Source organism: Amycolatopsis pittospori, assembly GCF_013870525.1.
Lineage (GTDB): Bacteria > Actinomycetota > Actinomycetes > Mycobacteriales > Pseudonocardiaceae > Amycolatopsis > Amycolatopsis pittospori.
In genome coordinates this window covers 22792-38077 of sequence record NZ_JACBXD010000032.1, presented here as the reverse complement: position 1 = coordinate 38077, position 15286 = coordinate 22792, and the positions used below count along the sequence as shown (strand labels likewise).

Below are 15286 nucleotides of genomic sequence, written 5' to 3'. Positions count from 1 at the left end.
TTCCCCGTCACTCCCTCCCCTGTTAGAGTGATAACGGTTTGATTGCATACGCAGCGCGTGCGCGCATGTTTCGAAAGGACAACGATGGGGCGACACAGCGTTGCCGAAGAGCCGGTACCGCACCCCCTCGACCCGCCGAAGCGACCCCAGGGCCGCAGTGAGGCGACCGGTTCGCACCGGATCGTCGGGAAGAAGGCACCGCGGCGCAAATTCGCCACGTGGCCGATCGCCTGCCTGGTCCTGGTGGTGCTCGTCGCGATCGGCGTGTTCGGCTGGAACTGGGCGGACGGGGAGCTCAACACCCGTGCCGAAGCCCAGGCGAAGGCCTGTAGCGCCGGTGACACCCCGATGCGGGTCATAGTCACCCCCAGCGTCGAGAAGCCGCTCCGGGCGGCGGCGGAGCGGTGGAACAACGCCGCGACCGTGGTCCGCGACCACTGCGTGATCATCCAGATCGACGCACTGTCCTCCGCCTCGGTGCTCGACGCGCTCGTCGGCCGGACCAACCTCGACGCCATCGGCGGCCTCCCCGCCGCCTGGCTGCCCGAGTCGTCCTACTGGGTGACCGAGCTGAACACCGCCAAGCCCGAACTGGTCGGCTCGCCCGCCCAGTCCGTCGCCACCGCGCGGTCGGCCGACTACCCGCTCGTCGGACTCGCCGGCAAGAACATCGACGAGGTCCAGATGCGCGCCTCGCAGACGTTCCGGCAGTTCCTGCAGCAGCCCGCCCAGCAGGCCGACTTCGCCGCCGCGGGCATCAAGGCCACCTGACCACGCCTCGAATGGCAGGTTCGCGTGTCCAGAGGGACGCCACGCGTGTTTAGACGGACGGCAGGCGTGATTGGACGGACGACACGGCGCGCGGCAGGTTTCCGCCGTGTGCCGTCCGTCCAGACACGCGTGCCGTCCGCCGGATCACGCGTGCCGTCCGCCGGATCACGCGAAGCGGCCGTTCGGTCCAGGTGGTCGTGAGCGGTAAGGACGGTTAGAACGACCCGAATCACTCACGAGCGGTCAGACGAGGTCGAAGGTGTCCGGGTCCGGGCCGGTGCGGGTGCCGTCGTCGAACTCGGCGAGGGCCGCCAGGTCGTCGTCGGCGAGTTCGAAGTCGAAGACGTCGAGGTTCTCGCGGATCCGGGACGGTGTCACGGATTTCGGGATGGCCACCGTGCCGAGCTGCAGATGCCACCGCAGCACCAGCTGAGCCGGACTCTTGCCGTACTTCGCCGCGAGCGCGGTCAGTGTCGCGTCCGACAGCAGCGAGCCCTGGGCGAGCGGGCTCCACGCTTCGGTGACGATGCCGTGCTCGGCGTGGAACTCCCGTAGCGCCTTCTGCTGCAGCCGGGGGTGCAGCTCGACCTGGTTGACCGCGGGCACGATCCCGGTCTCGTCGAACAGCCGCTTCAGATGCGGGACGTGGAAGTTCGAGACGCCGATCGCCCGCGCCCGGCCGTCCGCGTAGATCTTTTCCAGCGCTCGCCAGGTTTCCACGTACTTGCCGCGCGTCGGCATGGGCCAGTGGATCAGGTAGAGGTCGACCCGGTCCAGGCCCAGCTCCGCGAGACTCGCGTCGAACGCGCGGAGCGCCGCGTCGTAGCCGTGGCCCGGGTTCGGCAGTTTCGTGGTGATGAACAGGTCGTCGCGAGGTACGCCCGCCGCGCGGATCGCCTCGCCGACACCGGCTTCGTTCCGGTACGACGCGGCGGTGTCGATGCTGCGGTACCCGGCCTCGATAGCGGTCCGGACGACCTTGGCCGTGTCGCCGGCCGGCACCTGCCAGACGCCGAAACCGAGCTGGGGGATGGCTACCTCGTTGTTCAGGACGACGGAAGGCACGGCCATGGAAGCGGAATCCTCACTGGAGTCTGTGGCAGGGCTTCTTGCCCCGCATCATTCCACCCCGCGACGCGCGTGCGCGCGCAGATGTTCCGTCGTGGCGGCGTCGGCCGGGAAGAAGGACTCGATCACCAGCTCGGCGACGGTTATGTCCAGTGGCGTCCCGAAGGTGGAAACCGTGCTGAAGAACGTGAGGTCCACGCCCTCGTGCCGCAGCCGGAGCGGGACGAAGATGTCGCCCGGTCCGGGGACCTCCACCTCGGGGACGGGATCGTCACACGGATAGGTGACCAGCTCCTCCAGCAGAGCCGTGAGGGCCGGGTCGGCCGTCTGGGTCACCTGCCGCCGCAGCCTGCCGAGCAGATGCGCGCGCCACTCCCCCAGGTTGAGCACATGCGGCGCCATGCCTTCGGGATGCAGGGTCAGCCGCAGGACGTTGATCGGCGGTGTCATCAGCGTGGGCGACACGAGGTCGGTCATGATCGAAACACTCGCGTTGGCGTCGACCATGTTCCAGGCCCGATCGACGACGGCCGCCGGGAAGGGCTCGTGGCTGGTCAGCAACTGCCGGACGGCCTTGCGGACCGCGGCCAGCTCCGGATCGCCGAGCCCGCTCTCCGGGTACGCGGGCGCGTAGCCCGCCGCCAGCAGCAACTGGTTGCGTTCCCGCAAGGGGACCTCCAGGTGCTCCCCCAGCCGCAGCACCATGTCGCGGCTCGGCTTGGACCGCCCGGTCTCCACGAAACTCAGGTGCCGCGTCGAAATGTCGGCGGAGATGGCGAGATCGAGCTGGCTGATCCGGCGGCGATCGCGCCATTCCCGCAGGAGTTCGCCGACAGGGCGGCCCGCGCGGCTCGCCGTCAAGGTGGTCGTCACGATCACGAACTTACGGCGGTGTGTGCCGGGCCGCCATTACCCCGCGCGTAATCGACGCGGCCCACCTTCGCCCGACAGAGTTGCGGCATCGGTTACCCCACAACGAAACAAGGAGACACCATGTCGGACATCCAGCGCGTCGCCGAGCAGTACATCGCCGTGTGGAACGAGACGGACACGGACAAGCGCCGCGCCTTGATCGCCGAAGTGTTCACCGAGGACGCCGCCTACACCGACCCGTTGGCTGCCGTCACGGGACACGACGGCGTCGACGGGTTCATCGCCGGCGCCCAGGCCCAGTTCGCCGGTCTGAGGTTCAGCCTTCCCACGGCACCCGACGCGCACCACGACATCGCGCGATTCCAGTGGTACCTCGGTCCGGAGGGCGCCGACGAACCGCTGGCGATCGGCTTCGACGTCATCACCGTCGAGGACGGGCGGATCAAGCAGGTGCTGGGCTTTCTCGACAAGATGCCCGGCTGACGGCTACGCGAAGGCCTCCGGCGGCGGGCAGGAACAGACGAGGTTGCGGTCGCCCGCCGCCCCGTCGATCCGCCGCACCGGGGGCCAGATCTTCGTCGCGGTGAAACCGGCCGGGAACACCGCGATCTCCCTGCTGTACGGGCGATCCCACTCGCCCGCGAGGCAGCGCGCGGTATGCGGCGCGTGGCGCAGCGGGCTTTCCGCCACCGGCCACTCCCCCGCGGCGACCTTCTCGATCTCGCCGCGGATCGCGATCATCGCGTCGCAGAACCGGTCGAGCTCGCCGAGGTCCTCGCTCTCGGTGGGCTCGACCATGAGGGTGCCCGCGACCGGGAAGGACATCGTCGGGGCGTGGAGGCCGTAGTCGGCCAGCCGCTTGGCGACGTCGTCGACGGTGACACCGGTCCGCTTGGTCAGCGCGCGGAGATCGAGGATGCATTCGTGCGCGACCAGGCCTTCGTGGCCGGAGTACAGCACCGGGTAGTGCTCCGCGAGGCGCTTCGCGACGTAGTTGGCGTTCGCGACCGCGGTCAGGGTCGCGCGCCTCAGCCCTTCGGCGCCCATCATCCGGACGTAGGCCCAGGAGATCGGCAGGATCGACGCGCTGCCCCACGGCGCCGCGCTGATCGGACCGACGCCGGTGGCCGGACCCGCTTCGGGCTGCAGCGGGTGGTTCGGCAGGAACGGCGCCAGATGCGCGCGGACGCCGATCGGGCCGATGCCCGGGCCACCGCCGCCGTGCGGGATGCAGAAGGTCTTGTGCAGGTTGAGATGCGAGACGTCCGCACCGAACCTGCCGTACTGCGCGACCCCGATCAGCGCGTTCAGGTTCGCCCCGTCGACGTACACCTGGCCGCCCGCGTCGTGCACGAGCGCGCAGACCTCTCGGACGGTGTCCTCGTACACGCCGTGCGTCGACGGGTAGGTGATCATGATCGCGGCGAGATCGTCCGCGTGCTCGTCCACAGTGGACTTGAGGTGGGCGAGGTCGATATTGCCCTCGTCGTCGCATTTCACCACGACGACGCGCATCCCGGCCATCACGGCGCTGGCCGCGTTCGTCCCGTGCGCGCTCGACGGGATCAGGCAGACGTCGCGCGCCTCGTTCCCGCGCCCGCGATGGTAGGCGCGAATCGCCAGCAAGCCGGCGAACTCGCCCTGGCTGCCCGCGTTCGGCTGCAGGGAAACCGCGTCGTAGCCGGTTATCCCGGCCAGCCACCGCTCCAGATCGTTCACGACGGCGAGCAGGCCGGCGGCGTCCTCGGCGGGCGCGAACGGATGCAGCCCGGCGAACTCGGGCCAGGTGACCGGCTCCATTTCGGCCGTGGCGTTGAGTTTCATCGTGCAGGAACCGAGCGGGATCATGCTCCGGTCGAGTGCGACGTCCTTGTCGGACAACGCTCGCAGATACCGCAGGAGCGCGGTTTCCGAACGGTGCGCGTGGAACACCGGATGCGTCAGGTAGTCGCCGGTGCGGCGCAGATCCGGCGGGAAACCGTCCGCGGTGTCCGCGTCGAGGGAGTCCACATCGGACACCGCGACGCCGAACGCCTTCCATACCAAGGAAAGGTGCTCACGGGTCGTCGTCTCGTCGCAGGCGATGGCGACATGGTCCGCGTCGGCCAGCCGGAGGTTGACGCCCAGTTCCCTGGCCGTGCCGACGACGCTCGCCGCACGACCGGGGACGGCCACCATCACGGTGTCGAAGAACTCGCAATGCACGACGTCCACGCCGCTCTCGGCGAGCCCGGCCGCGAGCACGGTGGCCATCCGGTGCGCGCGGTTCGCGATGGCGCGCAGGCCCTCCGGCCCGTGGTACACCGCGTACATCGACGCGATGACCGCCAGCAGCACCTGCGCGGTGCAGATGTTGCTCGTCGCCTTCTCGCGGCGGATGTGCTGTTCCCGTGTCTGCAGCGCCAGCCGGTACGCGGGTGCGCCGTCGGCATCCTTCGAGACGCCGACGAGCCGGCCCGGCAGCTGGCGTTCGAGTCCCTGCCGGACGGCCAGGTACGCCGCGTGCGGACCGCCGAAGCCCATCGGCACGCCGAACCGCTGCGTCGATCCGACCGCGACGTCGGCCCCGAGTTCACCCGGCGACCGCAGCAGGGTCAGCGCGAGCGGATCGGCGGCCATCACCACGGCCGCGCCCAGCGCCTTGGCCTCGGTGATCGTGTGCTCCCACTCCCGGACGGCGCCGGAAGCGCCGGGATACGACAGCAGTACGCCGAAGAAGTCGCCGCCGAGGCCGAGTCCGGTGATGCCCTGCGACAGGTCGGCGGTCACCAGTTCGATGCCGAGCGGTTCGGCGCGGGTGCGCAGGACCTCGATCGTCTGCGGGAGGGTGTCCTCGTCGACCACGAACCGGTTCGACTTGGGCTTACCGGCCCGGCGGACCAGGGTCATCGCCTCCGCGGCCGCGGTCGCTTCGTCCAGCATGGACGCGTTCGCGATCGGCAGGCCGGTCAGATCGGCGACCATGGTCTGGAAATTGAGGAGCGCTTCGAGCCGGCCCTGCGAGATCTCCGGCTGATACGGCGTGTACGCGGTGTACCAGGCCGGGCTCTCCAGCACGTTCCGGCGGATCACCGGCGGGGTCACGGTGTCGTGGTAGCCGAGGCCGATCATCTGCACCATCGGCCGGTTGCGCGCGGCCAGCGCCCGGAGTTCGGCGAGTGCCCCGGTCTCGGTGGCGGGCGGCGGCAGATCCGGCGGTGTCGCGGATTCGCGCAGTGACGCGGGGACGGCCCGCTCGGCGAGTTCGTCCAGGGAGTTGACGCCGATGACGTCGAGGATGCGCGCGAGTTCCTCCGCGCCGGGACCGATGTGCCGGTCCGCGAAGGGAGTTCCGGCTTCGAGGGCCGCCAGTGAACCAGGTTCCATCGGGGACCTCCCAAGACGCGGGGGTGGGGCCGGGACGATTGTCCTGGCCCTCCCCACTCTGTCCGTACCCCCGTGGGGGCGCCTGAGAGTTTCGCCCGCGGGTTGAGTCGGGCTTGCACCGTCGGCGGGGCCGCCAGGTGGTGACCCGGCGGCTCACTTTCCAGAGGCGTCTCGTCCGCGCGGTCCAGGGTGCCTGAGAGGTTCCGGGGAGGACTTGCTCCTTCGGCGCCGAGCTGTTATCGGCTCGGTCTCTCCCGCGCGGATTCGTCGACCGCGGAAGTGAGCCTACCCTGCCGCTCGCGCGGCTTCATGATCAGCCGGTGCGACGTGCGTTACGGCGCTGCGTGAGCTCGTCCGGCGTGACGGTTTCGATCACGCCGCCGTCGGCCCGCTCGGCCGGGAACTCGTGGATGGTTCCGCTGATCTCCTGCATCGCACCGCTGACGGCGATACCGAAAACGCCCTGCCCGCCCTGCAGTAAATCGACGATCTCTTCGGGCGAGGTGCACTCGTAGACGGTGGTGCCGTCGGAGAACAGGGTGACCTTGGCGAGATCGCGGACGCCACGCAGGCGCAGGTGATCGACCGCGACCCGGATGTTCTGCAACGAGACACCGGTGTCCAGCAGCCGCTTGACGACCTTCAGGACGAGGATGTCCTTGAACGAGTACAGCCGCTGCGAACCGGAACCGTGCGCGGTACGGATGCTCGGCGCGACCAGTTTCGTGCGGGCCCAGTAGTCGAGCTGCCGGTAGGTGATCCCGGCGATCTGACAGGCGGCGGGACCGCGGTAGCCGACCAGTTCGTCCGGGAGGGAAGAGTCGGGGAACAGCTCACCCTGCTCGCCGTCGGCGACCGGAACGAGCGGCTCTTGAGGGCTACCAGCCTCGACCACGCATGCCTCCCCTCGCCCGACCTGGCGGCCGGCGAACAAAGCCGCGCGGACTCACGTGAGTCCGCACCGGAGTTCATCGTCAAGACGAATGCCCCAGACATCCGAATCACACCTTGGCGATTTACCTCCATTGACGGTAAGCGCGTCCGGCAAAGCGGTCAACGCGACGCGCGGTGGACCTCAAGCTCTTCTTGAGGCTTGTTGGCGACCGTCCCCCGAACGGCTGCACGCTTGCCACTTTTACTCAGTCGTGTTAATTTTTACTCATGCAAGTAACTCCTTCCACCGAAAGCGCCGCCGGCGAGGTCCAGGCGGAGCTCGGACTGTCGGTCACCGAAGCCGCGCGGAGGGCCCAGATCGTCGGCGCGACCATCGCGACGATCTCCGATCTCGGCTACCACAAGACGTCGTTCGCGAAGATCAAGGAGCGGGCCGGGCTGTCCAGCACCCGGATCATCTCCTACCACTTCACCAACAAGGCAGGCCTGATGCAGGCCGTGGTCACCACCGCCACCGGGATGAAGGACAAGTTCCTCGAGGAGCGGATCCAGGGCACGACCGACCGGGCCGGGCTGTTGCGCGGCTACATCGAGTCGGAGATCGAGTTCCTCGGCGCGTACCCGGAACTGGTGCGGGTCATGGTCGAGATGGCCTCCAGCGGCGGGGACGCCGAGGGCTGGTTCATGTCGGCACCGCTCGTCGAGGAATTCCGTACCGGACGGCTCGAACGTCAGCTGCGCCAGGGCCAGCAAGAAGGCGCTTTCGGCGACTTCGCGCCGGACGTCATGGCGCTGTCGATCGCGCAGGCCATCGACGGGGTAGCCACGAAGTTCGCGGCGGACCCGAAGCTCGACCTGCAGCGCTACGGGCGGGAACTGGCGGACCTGTTCACCCGGGCGACCGCGGCCTGACCTGGCCGGTACAGGCCCTGTCCGTGAAGGCCTCCTTCCCTACCGTCAGGGTAGGGAAGGAGGCCTTCACGGACAGGGAAAGGTCGCCGCTCACGACCACCTGGAACCACACCTCGCCGCAGCCTTCTCCGCACACCGCACACCGCACACCGCACACCGCACGCAAGAAGAAGGGGCGACGCCACCGGCGCCGCCCCTTCTGTCCAAGATCTCGCGATGTGGTCAGGTGTCCGCGCCGCGGAAGTCCTCCGGCGACACGGAGTCGAGGAACTCGCGGAACTTCTCGACCTCGTCCTCCTGCTCGTCGGGGATGATGAGGCCCGCCTCTTCCAGCACCGCGTCGACGGCGTGGATCGGGACCCCCACCCGCAGCGCCAGCGCCACCGAATCGCTCGGCCGCGCGGAAACCCGGATGTCCCCGTCGAAGACCAGTTCCGCGAAGAACGTGCCTTCCTTCAAGTCGGTGATGACGACCTGCTCCAGCTCGCGGCCCAATGCTCCGATGACCTCCTTGAGCAGGTCATGGGTGAGCGGACGGGCCGGGCGGACTCCCTGCTGCTCCAAGGCGATGGCGGTGGCCTCCACCGAGCCGATCCAGATCGGCAGGTATCGCTCGCCTTCGGTTTCCCGCAGCAACAAGATCGGCTGATTCGCGGGCAGCTCCACCCGCACGCCGACGACGCGCATCTCGCTCATCGGGCTTCGCCTCCCTCTCGTGCGAACGGGCTGCAGCGCTTGTCTCGACGATCAAGCGACGGCAATCCCGACGCTACCCGTCTTCCGAGCGCTGTGCTCGCTGTCTCCGACATTCTCGGTTCGCCAGCGGCAAACCCGACTCTCACGGTACGGCATAGGGTGCCGAACATTCAGTCATTGACAAGTGGTGCGACAACGGCTCCCGGCCGTCCGGACGCGCTCATCCTCCGGTGACGGCCCGTATTCCGGCCTTCACAAGGAGCGTATGTAACGCTACGGACAGTGCCGCGAGCTCCCGGACGACCTCGTCACCCCTCGCCTGGGCGTCCTCGTCACGGTGCCGATACACCGGGGTCACGATCTGCTCCAGCAGGCCGACCTCGCGGTCGGCCGCGGCGCGGAAGGCACGCAAGTGTCTCGGCTCGATACCGAATTCGGTCATCGCCTTCACGGTCTTGGCCACGAGGACCGCGTCGGGATCGAAAAACCCTGCCGCGCCTGGGCGAACGAGGCCGTATTGTCGCAGCTCAGCCAGGGTGGCGGCGTCGATGCCGGCCTGACGGAGCAGATCTTCCTCGGTCAGCCTGATCTCGCGATCGCATTCGAAGTCCCCGGGGGACGGCAGTCCGCCGTTCTCCCCGGGGGCTTCGAGCGATACGAGTTTCCGCGGTGGTCTGGGTACCCCCGCCGACGGCGCGGCGCCCTGATCCGCCGCGTCCAGCTGTTCCTTGATGACCTTCAGCGGAAGATAGTGATCCCGCTGGGCGGACAGGACGAATCGCAATCGCTCCACGTCCGCCGGAGCGAACTGCCGGTACCCCGAAGGCGTCCGGCCCGGCTGGACCAGACCTTCCGCTTCGAGGAACCGGATCTTGGAGATGGTGACATCGGGGAAGTCGCCGCGCAGTTGTGCCAGCACGGCCCCGATGCTCAACCCATCGCGCTGCGACGCATCCCGATCAGGCCGCCCGGCCGCCGTCACTGTGCCCCCTGGCCCCCGGAACCCGGACCGGTCAGGAAGACCAGGCGGAACTTGCCGATCTGGACCTCGTCGCCACCGGCGAGGACGGCCTGGTCGACCGGCTCGCGGTTGACGTAGGTGCCGTTGAGGCTGCCGACGTCGATGACGACGAATTCCCCGCCCTCACGGCGGAACTCGGCGTGCCGCCGGGAAACCGTGACGTCGTCGAGGAAGATGTCGCTGTCCGGGTGCCGTCCCGCGCTGGTGGTGTCGCGGTCGAGCAGGAAGCGCGAACCCGCGTTCGGGCCGCGCTTGACGACCAGCAGCGCGGAACCGGCGGGAAGCGCGTCCACGCCTTGGACCGGGGCCTCGGCAGCCGGAGGAGCCTCGGTGCCTTCGACGTCGGCCAGGAAGTCGGCCCGGAAGACAGAGGTCCGCTCCGGAGACTGCTCCGGGGGAACGCCGGGCCCGTCGTTCGTGCTCACCTGAGCTCTCCTAACGCATGTGTGTTGCCACTACTCAAGAACGTGTAGACGTCAAACGTACCGTGCCTGATCGAATCTCCGGTCCGCGGCTCCCCCTACTCGGATCGGAGGGCCGCGGCCTGCGGCTATTCCTTGATCAGGGCCTGGTACGCCTCGGCTTCGAGCAGGGAATCCACCGAGCTCGCGTCGTCGAGCCGGAGCTCGATGAGCCAGCCTTCGCCGTAGGGGTCGCTGTTGATCAGCTCGGGCGACTCGGTCACCGCGTCGTTGGTCGCGACCACCTCGCCGTCGAGCGGGGCGAACAGCTCCGAAACGCTCTTGGTGGACTCGACCTCGCCGAACGCGTCGCCGGCGCCGACCTGCTTGCCGACCTCGGGCAGGTCGACGAACACGACGTCACCGAGCTGGTCTTGCGCGTACTCCGTGATGCCCACGCGCACGAGACCGCCGTCGCGCACGGAGACCCACTCGTGCTCCTCGGTGTAGCGCAGTTCTTCTGGAGTGGACAACGCCGCTCCCCCTTCTCATGCCCTCGCTCGAAACCTTCGCGCGCAGTTTCGCATCCCGCCGGGCCGCGCGCCCGCCGCCTCCCGGTTGTCAGGCCGGATCGGCCGAGCGCAGCGCCTGCGCCGTCTGGACGACGTAGAGAACGCCCGAATAGACGTACAGGACCGCGCCCCACGCCGTGAAGGCGTACCCGATCGGGCGCGCGATCGCGGCGATGTCGGATCCGCCCTGGGTGAGCAGCAGGAACGGGAAGGCGTACATCAGCACGAAGGTCGCACCCTTGCCGATGTAGGTGACCTCCGGTGGGGCGAACCCGCGGTGGCGCAGCAGCAGCACGCAGACCCCCAGGACGGCTTCGCGCACGACCAACGGGACGACCACCCACCAGGGGACGATGTCGCGGATCAGGAACGCGATGAGCGTCGCGAGGATGTAGAGCCGGTCGGCGGCCGGGTCGAGCAGCTGGCCGAGGCGTGACATCTGGTTGAGCCAGCGCGCGAGTTTGCCGTCGAGCCAGTCGGTGAGCGCGCTGAACACGAGCAGTGCGAGCGCCCAGCCGTCCTCCTTCGGCCCGAGAAGCAGCCACAGGAAGACCGGCACTCCGGCGAGCCGGAGGATCGAAAGCATGTTGGGAACGTTCAAGGCCTGCCGCAGCAGAGAAGGCTCTTCGCTGGTCACGCTCGGTTCGGGGGGCGTACTCACCCGCTCAGCCTATCCAGCGGCGGCAGGTCCTCCCGCGTCAGCTGGCCCGGGTGTGGCTCCAGCCCCGGCGTTGCAGGTCCGCGCTGGTCAGCGCCACGGGCCTGCCTCGATGGTCGGTACCCATCCAGCGGGTGTGCCCCGCTGAACTCTCCAGGACGTACGGGCGGCCGCCACACCAGACGACGGTGCACGGTGCCGTGGGCGGCACTTCCGCGCTCGCCGGTGCGGTGGCCTCGAATGACGCGGGGTCGTTCTGTTCGTCGGTCTTCATCGCTCTCACGGTTTCGGTGACGGGGACGGGGACACGCCGGAGCGCTACCTTTGTTTTCGGCAGAACAGGGCCGGGTGTTAACGATCCGGCGCCGGATTCGTCCGATCGGTTCGCGACGACAGCAGGGTGTTGTCACGGCGTGAACGGCATGTTAATTGTCCACAATGGACAGTGCTTGGGCGGTCCTGGCGTACCGCCGGGCGGCCGTCGCGATAACCTCCCGCGAATCGAACGTGGCTCAATGCCACGGCTTCGGGCCCGGCCGGGTCAGAATGGGCCGGCCACGACCGGCCGACGAAAGGATCGCCTTGCCCGTCTCCACGACCACGGGAACGTGGCGGCGCCTGTTCGCGGCCTGTGCCGCCGCCGGAACGCTCGCCGCCTGTTCGGGCGAAGATCCGCCACCGCCTGTCACCTCCGTGCCGCCCCTGCCGTCGGCGGCCCCTTCGAGCACGACCAGCCCATCGGTGCCACCGATTCCCTCGCAGACCGCGCCGAGTCCGTCCACTGCCCCGAATCCCCAGCCGAAACCGAAACCCGCTGAACCGGTTCAGGGTTCGTGCGGCACGGTCACCGCGGCGAGCGGGCTGACGCTGCAGGTGCTCAACGGGCCGGGCGTCTCCTGCGCGGACGCGAGCGGGATCGTCGACTCGTTCCACAAGAGGATCGCCGGACGCCAGTCCGCCGGCTCGGACGAGCCGGTCAGCGAAACCGTCGACGGCTGGCTGTGCGTCTCCGGTGCCCCCGCCGCGCAGGGCGGGACCAGTTGCAGCAAGGGCGAGCAGAACGTGTTCGCCGCAGTCGTCCCCGTCGAATGAACCTTCCCGAGAAGAAAGACCGATGAAGAGCCTTTCCACACTCCCCGTCCTGCTGGCCGTCGCCGTGCTGAGCGGCTGCGGCGCGGATCCCGCCCCGGCGGCCGCACCGGCGCCGTCGTCCTCCCCCGCCACCGAGCAGGCGCCCGCCGGAACCCCGTGCGGCGAGGTGCCCGGGCTCCAGGGCGCGAAGAACAAGGTCGTCGCCCACGGGAAGACCGACTGCGCCGAAGCGACGCAGGTGCTCACGGACTACTTCGCCAAGCTGACACCCGCCGAAGCCGCTTCGCCGCAGGGACCCGGGCCTGTCGTGATCGGCGCTTGGACGTGCGGCAGCGGGCCGAACGATCCGGTGACCAGTTGCTCGACCGAGGACGCGCGGCAGATCGAAGCGACGAGGCTCTGACCGCACGGCGGCGTCACTTCTTCCGACGCCGCCGGATCAGGTCCAGCCGGTACAGGACGCCGAGGCCGATCGCCATACCCAGCAGCACCACGCCGAACAGGCCGGTCACCGACAGGGTCCAGATCAGCGAGGACCTCGACCGGTAGACGAATCCGTCGCCGGCGAAGATCTTGTCGCCCTCGGTGACCTTGTCACCCTCGATGCTCCCGCGACCGGTGCGCCCGTCGTCGAACCGCCACTCCCCCGAACAGTAGGGAATCTGGCCGCTCATCGGTGCTCCCCCCTCGGCGCATCCCGAGACCCCGATGACCGTTACCTCCTCACCGGTGTTCAGTTCGCGCACGTGGGCACCGAAGTATCCCCAGGCGAGGCACAAGAGGAAGACGTACGGGATTCCGGCCAACAGGGCCCGGAAGAGAAACCTGGACTTCTGCGGTTTGCCCGGCACGAAACTCCTTTCCACGAATCAGTGGAGCGTCAGCAGGATTTCCCGGTCGAGTTTCCCGACGACCAGGTATTCCGGCCGATATCCCGGCGGGACCACGAAACAGACGAGACCCTCGGTGCCGTCGAACGCTCCCGGAGCGCCCGCGCAGTCCTCGACCCGCCGCGGAGCGCCGTGTTCGCCGGCCGACAACTCCAGTGCCGTGTCGCCCAGCCGGGTCGCCTCGATCCGCAAGGTGAGGACGTGGAACCCGCTCAACCACGCGGCGGCGCCTTCGGGCGGCTTCGGCGCCCTGTCGATCACGCGCAGGGTCGAGTCACCGGCCACGACGGTCTGCCCCCGGCCGATCACCGGTGGCGGCCCCCATGCCTGACGCCGGTGCTCCCACAGGTCCGGAATGGGATCGGCCGCCTCCCGGTACGCCGTCCCGCCGAAACCGAGCGGTGCCAGCACGACATACGCGGCCATCGCGGCCCCGGCCAGGAACGCGGGCAAGGAGCGCGCCCTGGCCACCAGGAACACCACGACGGACCCGATCAGCAGGAGCAGCCCGCCGGCCGACATCGCCGCGATCTTCTCCCACGGGTGGTGGACTTCCAGCACGGTGTCCGCGCCACGCACGGACAACACCCGGTCCGTCAGCGAAGAAAGCCGAACGACGACCGGCTCGGCGAGGCCGAACGTCTCACCCGTCGGCAGATCGATCGCACGGCCGTTTTCGGTGACCGCCAGGATCTCGTAGGTCGTATGCGGACCGCTCTGCCCTTCGGTGGTCTCGGAATCCGTGGTCGTGATCACCGCGCGTACGTCGTATGCGTCCGCCGATCCCTCGGCGGTCCACCGGCACACGAAAGCCGCGATGAATCCCAGAACGACGCCGATCACGAACAGCGAGGCCACCGAATTTGTTCGTCTTGAACCTTTTCGAGACAGTTCCTGAAAGGTCACCAACACCCCCGTCCGGCTTACCTCAAGTCTATTGTTCGAGCCCCTGAAACGGCACGGGATTTATACCTACACGACTATTCCGTACTCATTTCGTTCCCTGCGCACGGCCGGCCGCGAGCACCGGCGGCCGTCCGGGGCGGCTTGCCAACCCGGGTAAGAGTCGTCTAGACTCAAACTATGTTCACCAGGGATGACGCCGTGAGGGCGGTCGAGAACGCGGCCGACGCGGCGACGCTGTTCGACACCGGACCGGGCCTCGCCCACCGCCGCTACCGCGAATTGGCCGCCGCACTCCACCCGGACCGGAATCCGGGTGACCCGCGGGCCCATAAAGCCGCCGCCACCCTTAATCGCCTCTATACCGACTGGAAGAATTCCCGGCACCGAACGGTCACGACCGCGACGTCGGCGTACACCCTTGTGCGACCACACGCGGTGGGCAGCATCGCCACGACGTATCGCACCACCGGACCCCATCTGGTCAAGATCGTCCGCTCCCCCGCGCTGAACCCGCTGATCCACGCCGAGTGGACGGCGTTGCGCACGCTCGACTACTTCACCGAGCGGCACCGTTGGCTGCGTCCGTACTATCCGCGCCTGCTCGACACCTCGGGTCCGGTGGCGCGGGGCGACCGCGCCTTCAGCGTCCTCGAACCCCTCGTCGACGGGTTCATCACCCTCGCCGACGTCGGGAAGGCCTTTCCCGAGGGCCTCGACGGCCGTGACTACGCCTGGATGCACCGGCGCCTGCTTCGCGCCGTGGCCGGGGCACATCGTGCGGGCGTCGTCCACGGCCACCTCACCGCGGACAACGTGCTGGTCCATCCGGAACAGCACGGCATCGTCCTGATCGGCTGGTCCTTCGCCATCGAGGACGGCGCCCTCCCACTCGCGGCGGACAAGTCGGTCCGGTACCCACCCGAGGTCCACAAAGGACAGCCGGTCACCGCGGCCACCGACGTCCACATGCTGCACCGCCTGATGCTGGATCTGCTGGCGCCCGGGGAGACCCGGCAGCGCGAGTTCGCGAAGTGGTGCACCCAAGAAGATCCGGCACGACGACCCGACGCGGCCGATCTGCTCGACGAGTACGACGACCTGCTCGGCGAGCTGTACGGCCCCCGCACCTTCCGACCCTTCACCATCCCCGAGACAGGAGCCTGACC

General features: G+C 68.6%; 18 protein-coding genes and 1 riboswitch. Of the genes, 6 read left to right on the top strand and 12 right to left on the bottom strand.

The window, feature by feature from the left end; all coding sequences use genetic code 11:
• The first annotated feature begins 84 nt into the window (after positions 1-84).
• Positions 85-771, top strand: a complete 687-nt coding sequence (locus tag H5J31_RS19515; protein ID WP_181774035.1) for a hypothetical protein — start codon at positions 85-87, stop codon at positions 769-771.
• A gap of 243 nt (positions 772-1014) precedes the next feature.
• On the opposite strand, the gene H5J31_RS19510 is transcribed toward H5J31_RS19515, so the two are convergent.
• Together H5J31_RS19510 and H5J31_RS19505 are read right to left on the bottom strand one after the other, a co-directional pair.
• Entirely contained in the window at positions 1015-1842 is an 828-nt protein-coding gene (locus H5J31_RS19510; RefSeq protein ID WP_181774034.1) for an aldo/keto reductase, read from the bottom strand.
• 48 nt (positions 1843-1890) lie between these two features.
• Positions 1891-2718 carry a helix-turn-helix domain-containing protein gene (locus H5J31_RS19505; RefSeq protein ID WP_181774033.1) on the bottom strand — a complete coding sequence of 276 codons (828 nt, stop codon included), beginning with the start codon at positions 2716-2718 and terminating at the stop codon, positions 1891-1893.
• A gap of 114 nt (positions 2719-2832) precedes the next feature.
• Between H5J31_RS19505 and H5J31_RS19500 the strand changes: the two genes are divergently transcribed.
• Positions 2833-3195: a nuclear transport factor 2 family protein gene (locus tag H5J31_RS19500; protein ID WP_181774032.1), complete on the top strand. Its 363-nt coding sequence runs from the start codon at positions 2833-2835 to the stop codon at positions 3193-3195.
• A 3-nt stretch (positions 3196-3198) separates the two neighbouring features.
• Here H5J31_RS19500 and gcvP read toward each other — a convergent pair whose 3' ends face one another.
• The gene (gene gcvP / locus H5J31_RS19495; protein ID WP_181774031.1) at positions 3199-6078 is read right to left on the bottom strand and encodes an aminomethyl-transferring glycine dehydrogenase; all 2880 of its coding nucleotides are present in this window, start codon (positions 6076-6078) and stop codon (positions 3199-3201) included.
• Between the two features lie 170 nt (positions 6079-6248).
• Positions 6249-6345, bottom strand: a riboswitch (glycine riboswitch).
• A gap of 46 nt (positions 6346-6391) precedes the next feature.
• The gene (locus H5J31_RS19490) at positions 6392-6973 is read right to left on the bottom strand and encodes a MerR family transcriptional regulator (protein ID WP_005150040.1); all 582 of its coding nucleotides are present in this window, start codon (positions 6971-6973) and stop codon (positions 6392-6394) included.
• Positions 6974-7239: 266 nt separating this feature from the next.
• Here H5J31_RS19490 and H5J31_RS19485 point away from each other — a divergent pair, with 266 nt between their 5' ends.
• Positions 7240-7884 carry a TetR/AcrR family transcriptional regulator gene (locus H5J31_RS19485; protein WP_181774030.1) on the top strand — a complete coding sequence of 215 codons (645 nt, stop codon included), beginning with the start codon at positions 7240-7242 and terminating at the stop codon, positions 7882-7884.
• Positions 7885-8106: 222 nt separating this feature from the next.
• Here H5J31_RS19485 and H5J31_RS19480 read toward each other — a convergent pair whose 3' ends face one another.
• The 6 genes from H5J31_RS19480 to H5J31_RS19455 form a co-directional block, all read right to left on the bottom strand.
• Complete coding sequence (locus H5J31_RS19480; RefSeq protein ID WP_005150031.1) at positions 8107-8580, bottom strand: bifunctional nuclease family protein; 474 nt, start codon at positions 8578-8580, stop codon at positions 8107-8109.
• Positions 8581-8800: 220 nt separating this feature from the next.
• Positions 8801-9562: a transcriptional regulator FtsR gene (gene ftsR / locus H5J31_RS19475; protein WP_181774029.1), complete on the bottom strand. Its 762-nt coding sequence runs from the start codon at positions 9560-9562 to the stop codon at positions 8801-8803.
• Positions 9559-10026 carry a glycogen accumulation regulator GarA gene (garA, locus tag H5J31_RS19470; protein ID WP_076162071.1) on the bottom strand — a complete coding sequence of 156 codons (468 nt, stop codon included), beginning with the start codon at positions 10024-10026 and terminating at the stop codon, positions 9559-9561. The genes ftsR and garA overlap by 4 nt, the downstream gene beginning before the upstream one ends.
• Before the next feature lie 125 nt (positions 10027-10151).
• Positions 10152-10535, bottom strand: a complete 384-nt coding sequence (gene gcvH, locus H5J31_RS19465) for a glycine cleavage system protein GcvH (protein ID WP_181774028.1) — start codon at positions 10533-10535, stop codon at positions 10152-10154.
• Between the two features lie 88 nt (positions 10536-10623).
• Positions 10624-11235, bottom strand: coding sequence for a CDP-alcohol phosphatidyltransferase family protein (locus tag H5J31_RS19460; protein WP_328701553.1), 612 nt, complete (start codon positions 11233-11235; stop codon positions 10624-10626).
• A 37-nt stretch (positions 11236-11272) separates the two neighbouring features.
• Complete coding sequence (locus tag H5J31_RS19455; protein WP_181774027.1) at positions 11273-11506, bottom strand: hypothetical protein; 234 nt, start codon at positions 11504-11506, stop codon at positions 11273-11275.
• 308 nt (positions 11507-11814) lie between these two features.
• On the opposite strand from H5J31_RS19455, the gene H5J31_RS39895 reads away from it, so the two are divergent.
• Complete coding sequence (locus H5J31_RS39895; protein ID WP_236005271.1) at positions 11815-12324, top strand: hypothetical protein; 510 nt, start codon at positions 11815-11817, stop codon at positions 12322-12324.
• A gap of 22 nt (positions 12325-12346) precedes the next feature.
• Positions 12347-12727: a hypothetical protein gene (locus H5J31_RS19445; protein ID WP_181774026.1), complete on the top strand. Its 381-nt coding sequence runs from the start codon at positions 12347-12349 to the stop codon at positions 12725-12727.
• A gap of 13 nt (positions 12728-12740) precedes the next feature.
• On the opposite strand, the gene H5J31_RS19440 is transcribed toward H5J31_RS19445, so the two are convergent.
• Together H5J31_RS19440 and H5J31_RS19435 are read right to left on the bottom strand one after the other, a co-directional pair.
• A complete protein-coding gene (locus tag H5J31_RS19440) occupies positions 12741-13175 on the bottom strand; it encodes a hypothetical protein (RefSeq protein WP_181774025.1) in 435 nt (144 codons plus the stop codon).
• Between the two features lie 18 nt (positions 13176-13193).
• On the bottom strand, positions 13194-14072 hold the full coding sequence (locus H5J31_RS19435) for a hypothetical protein (protein ID WP_181774024.1): 879 nt from the start codon (positions 14070-14072) through the stop codon (positions 13194-13196).
• 225 nt (positions 14073-14297) lie between these two features.
• Here H5J31_RS19435 and H5J31_RS19430 point away from each other — a divergent pair, with 225 nt between their 5' ends.
• Positions 14298-15284 carry an adenylate cyclase gene (locus H5J31_RS19430; RefSeq protein ID WP_181774023.1) on the top strand — a complete coding sequence of 329 codons (987 nt, stop codon included), beginning with the start codon at positions 14298-14300 and terminating at the stop codon, positions 15282-15284.
• The last annotated feature ends 2 nt before the right edge of the window (positions 15285-15286 follow it).

Coding starts and splice junctions, on each gene's coding strand:
- H5J31_RS19515 (WP_181774035.1), top strand. CDS start 85: ATGGGGCGACACAGCGTTGCCGAAGAGCCGGTACCGCACCCCCTCGAC.
- H5J31_RS19510 (WP_181774034.1), bottom strand. CDS start 1,842: ATGGCCGTGCCTTCCGTCGTCCTGAACAACGAGGTAGCCATCCCCCAG.
- H5J31_RS19500 (WP_181774032.1), top strand. CDS start 2,833: ATGTCGGACATCCAGCGCGTCGCCGAGCAGTACATCGCCGTGTGGAAC.
- gcvP (WP_181774031.1), bottom strand. CDS start 6,078: ATGGAACCTGGTTCACTGGCGGCCCTCGAAGCCGGAACTCCCTTCGCG.
- H5J31_RS19485 (WP_181774030.1), top strand. CDS start 7,240: ATGCAAGTAACTCCTTCCACCGAAAGCGCCGCCGGCGAGGTCCAGGCG.
- H5J31_RS19480 (WP_005150031.1), bottom strand. CDS start 8,580: ATGAGCGAGATGCGCGTCGTCGGCGTGCGGGTGGAGCTGCCCGCGAAT.
- H5J31_RS19455 (WP_181774027.1), bottom strand. CDS start 11,506: ATGAAGACCGACGAACAGAACGACCCCGCGTCATTCGAGGCCACCGCA.
- H5J31_RS19445 (WP_181774026.1), top strand. CDS start 12,347: ATGAAGAGCCTTTCCACACTCCCCGTCCTGCTGGCCGTCGCCGTGCTG.
- H5J31_RS19430 (WP_181774023.1), top strand. CDS start 14,298: ATGTTCACCAGGGATGACGCCGTGAGGGCGGTCGAGAACGCGGCCGAC.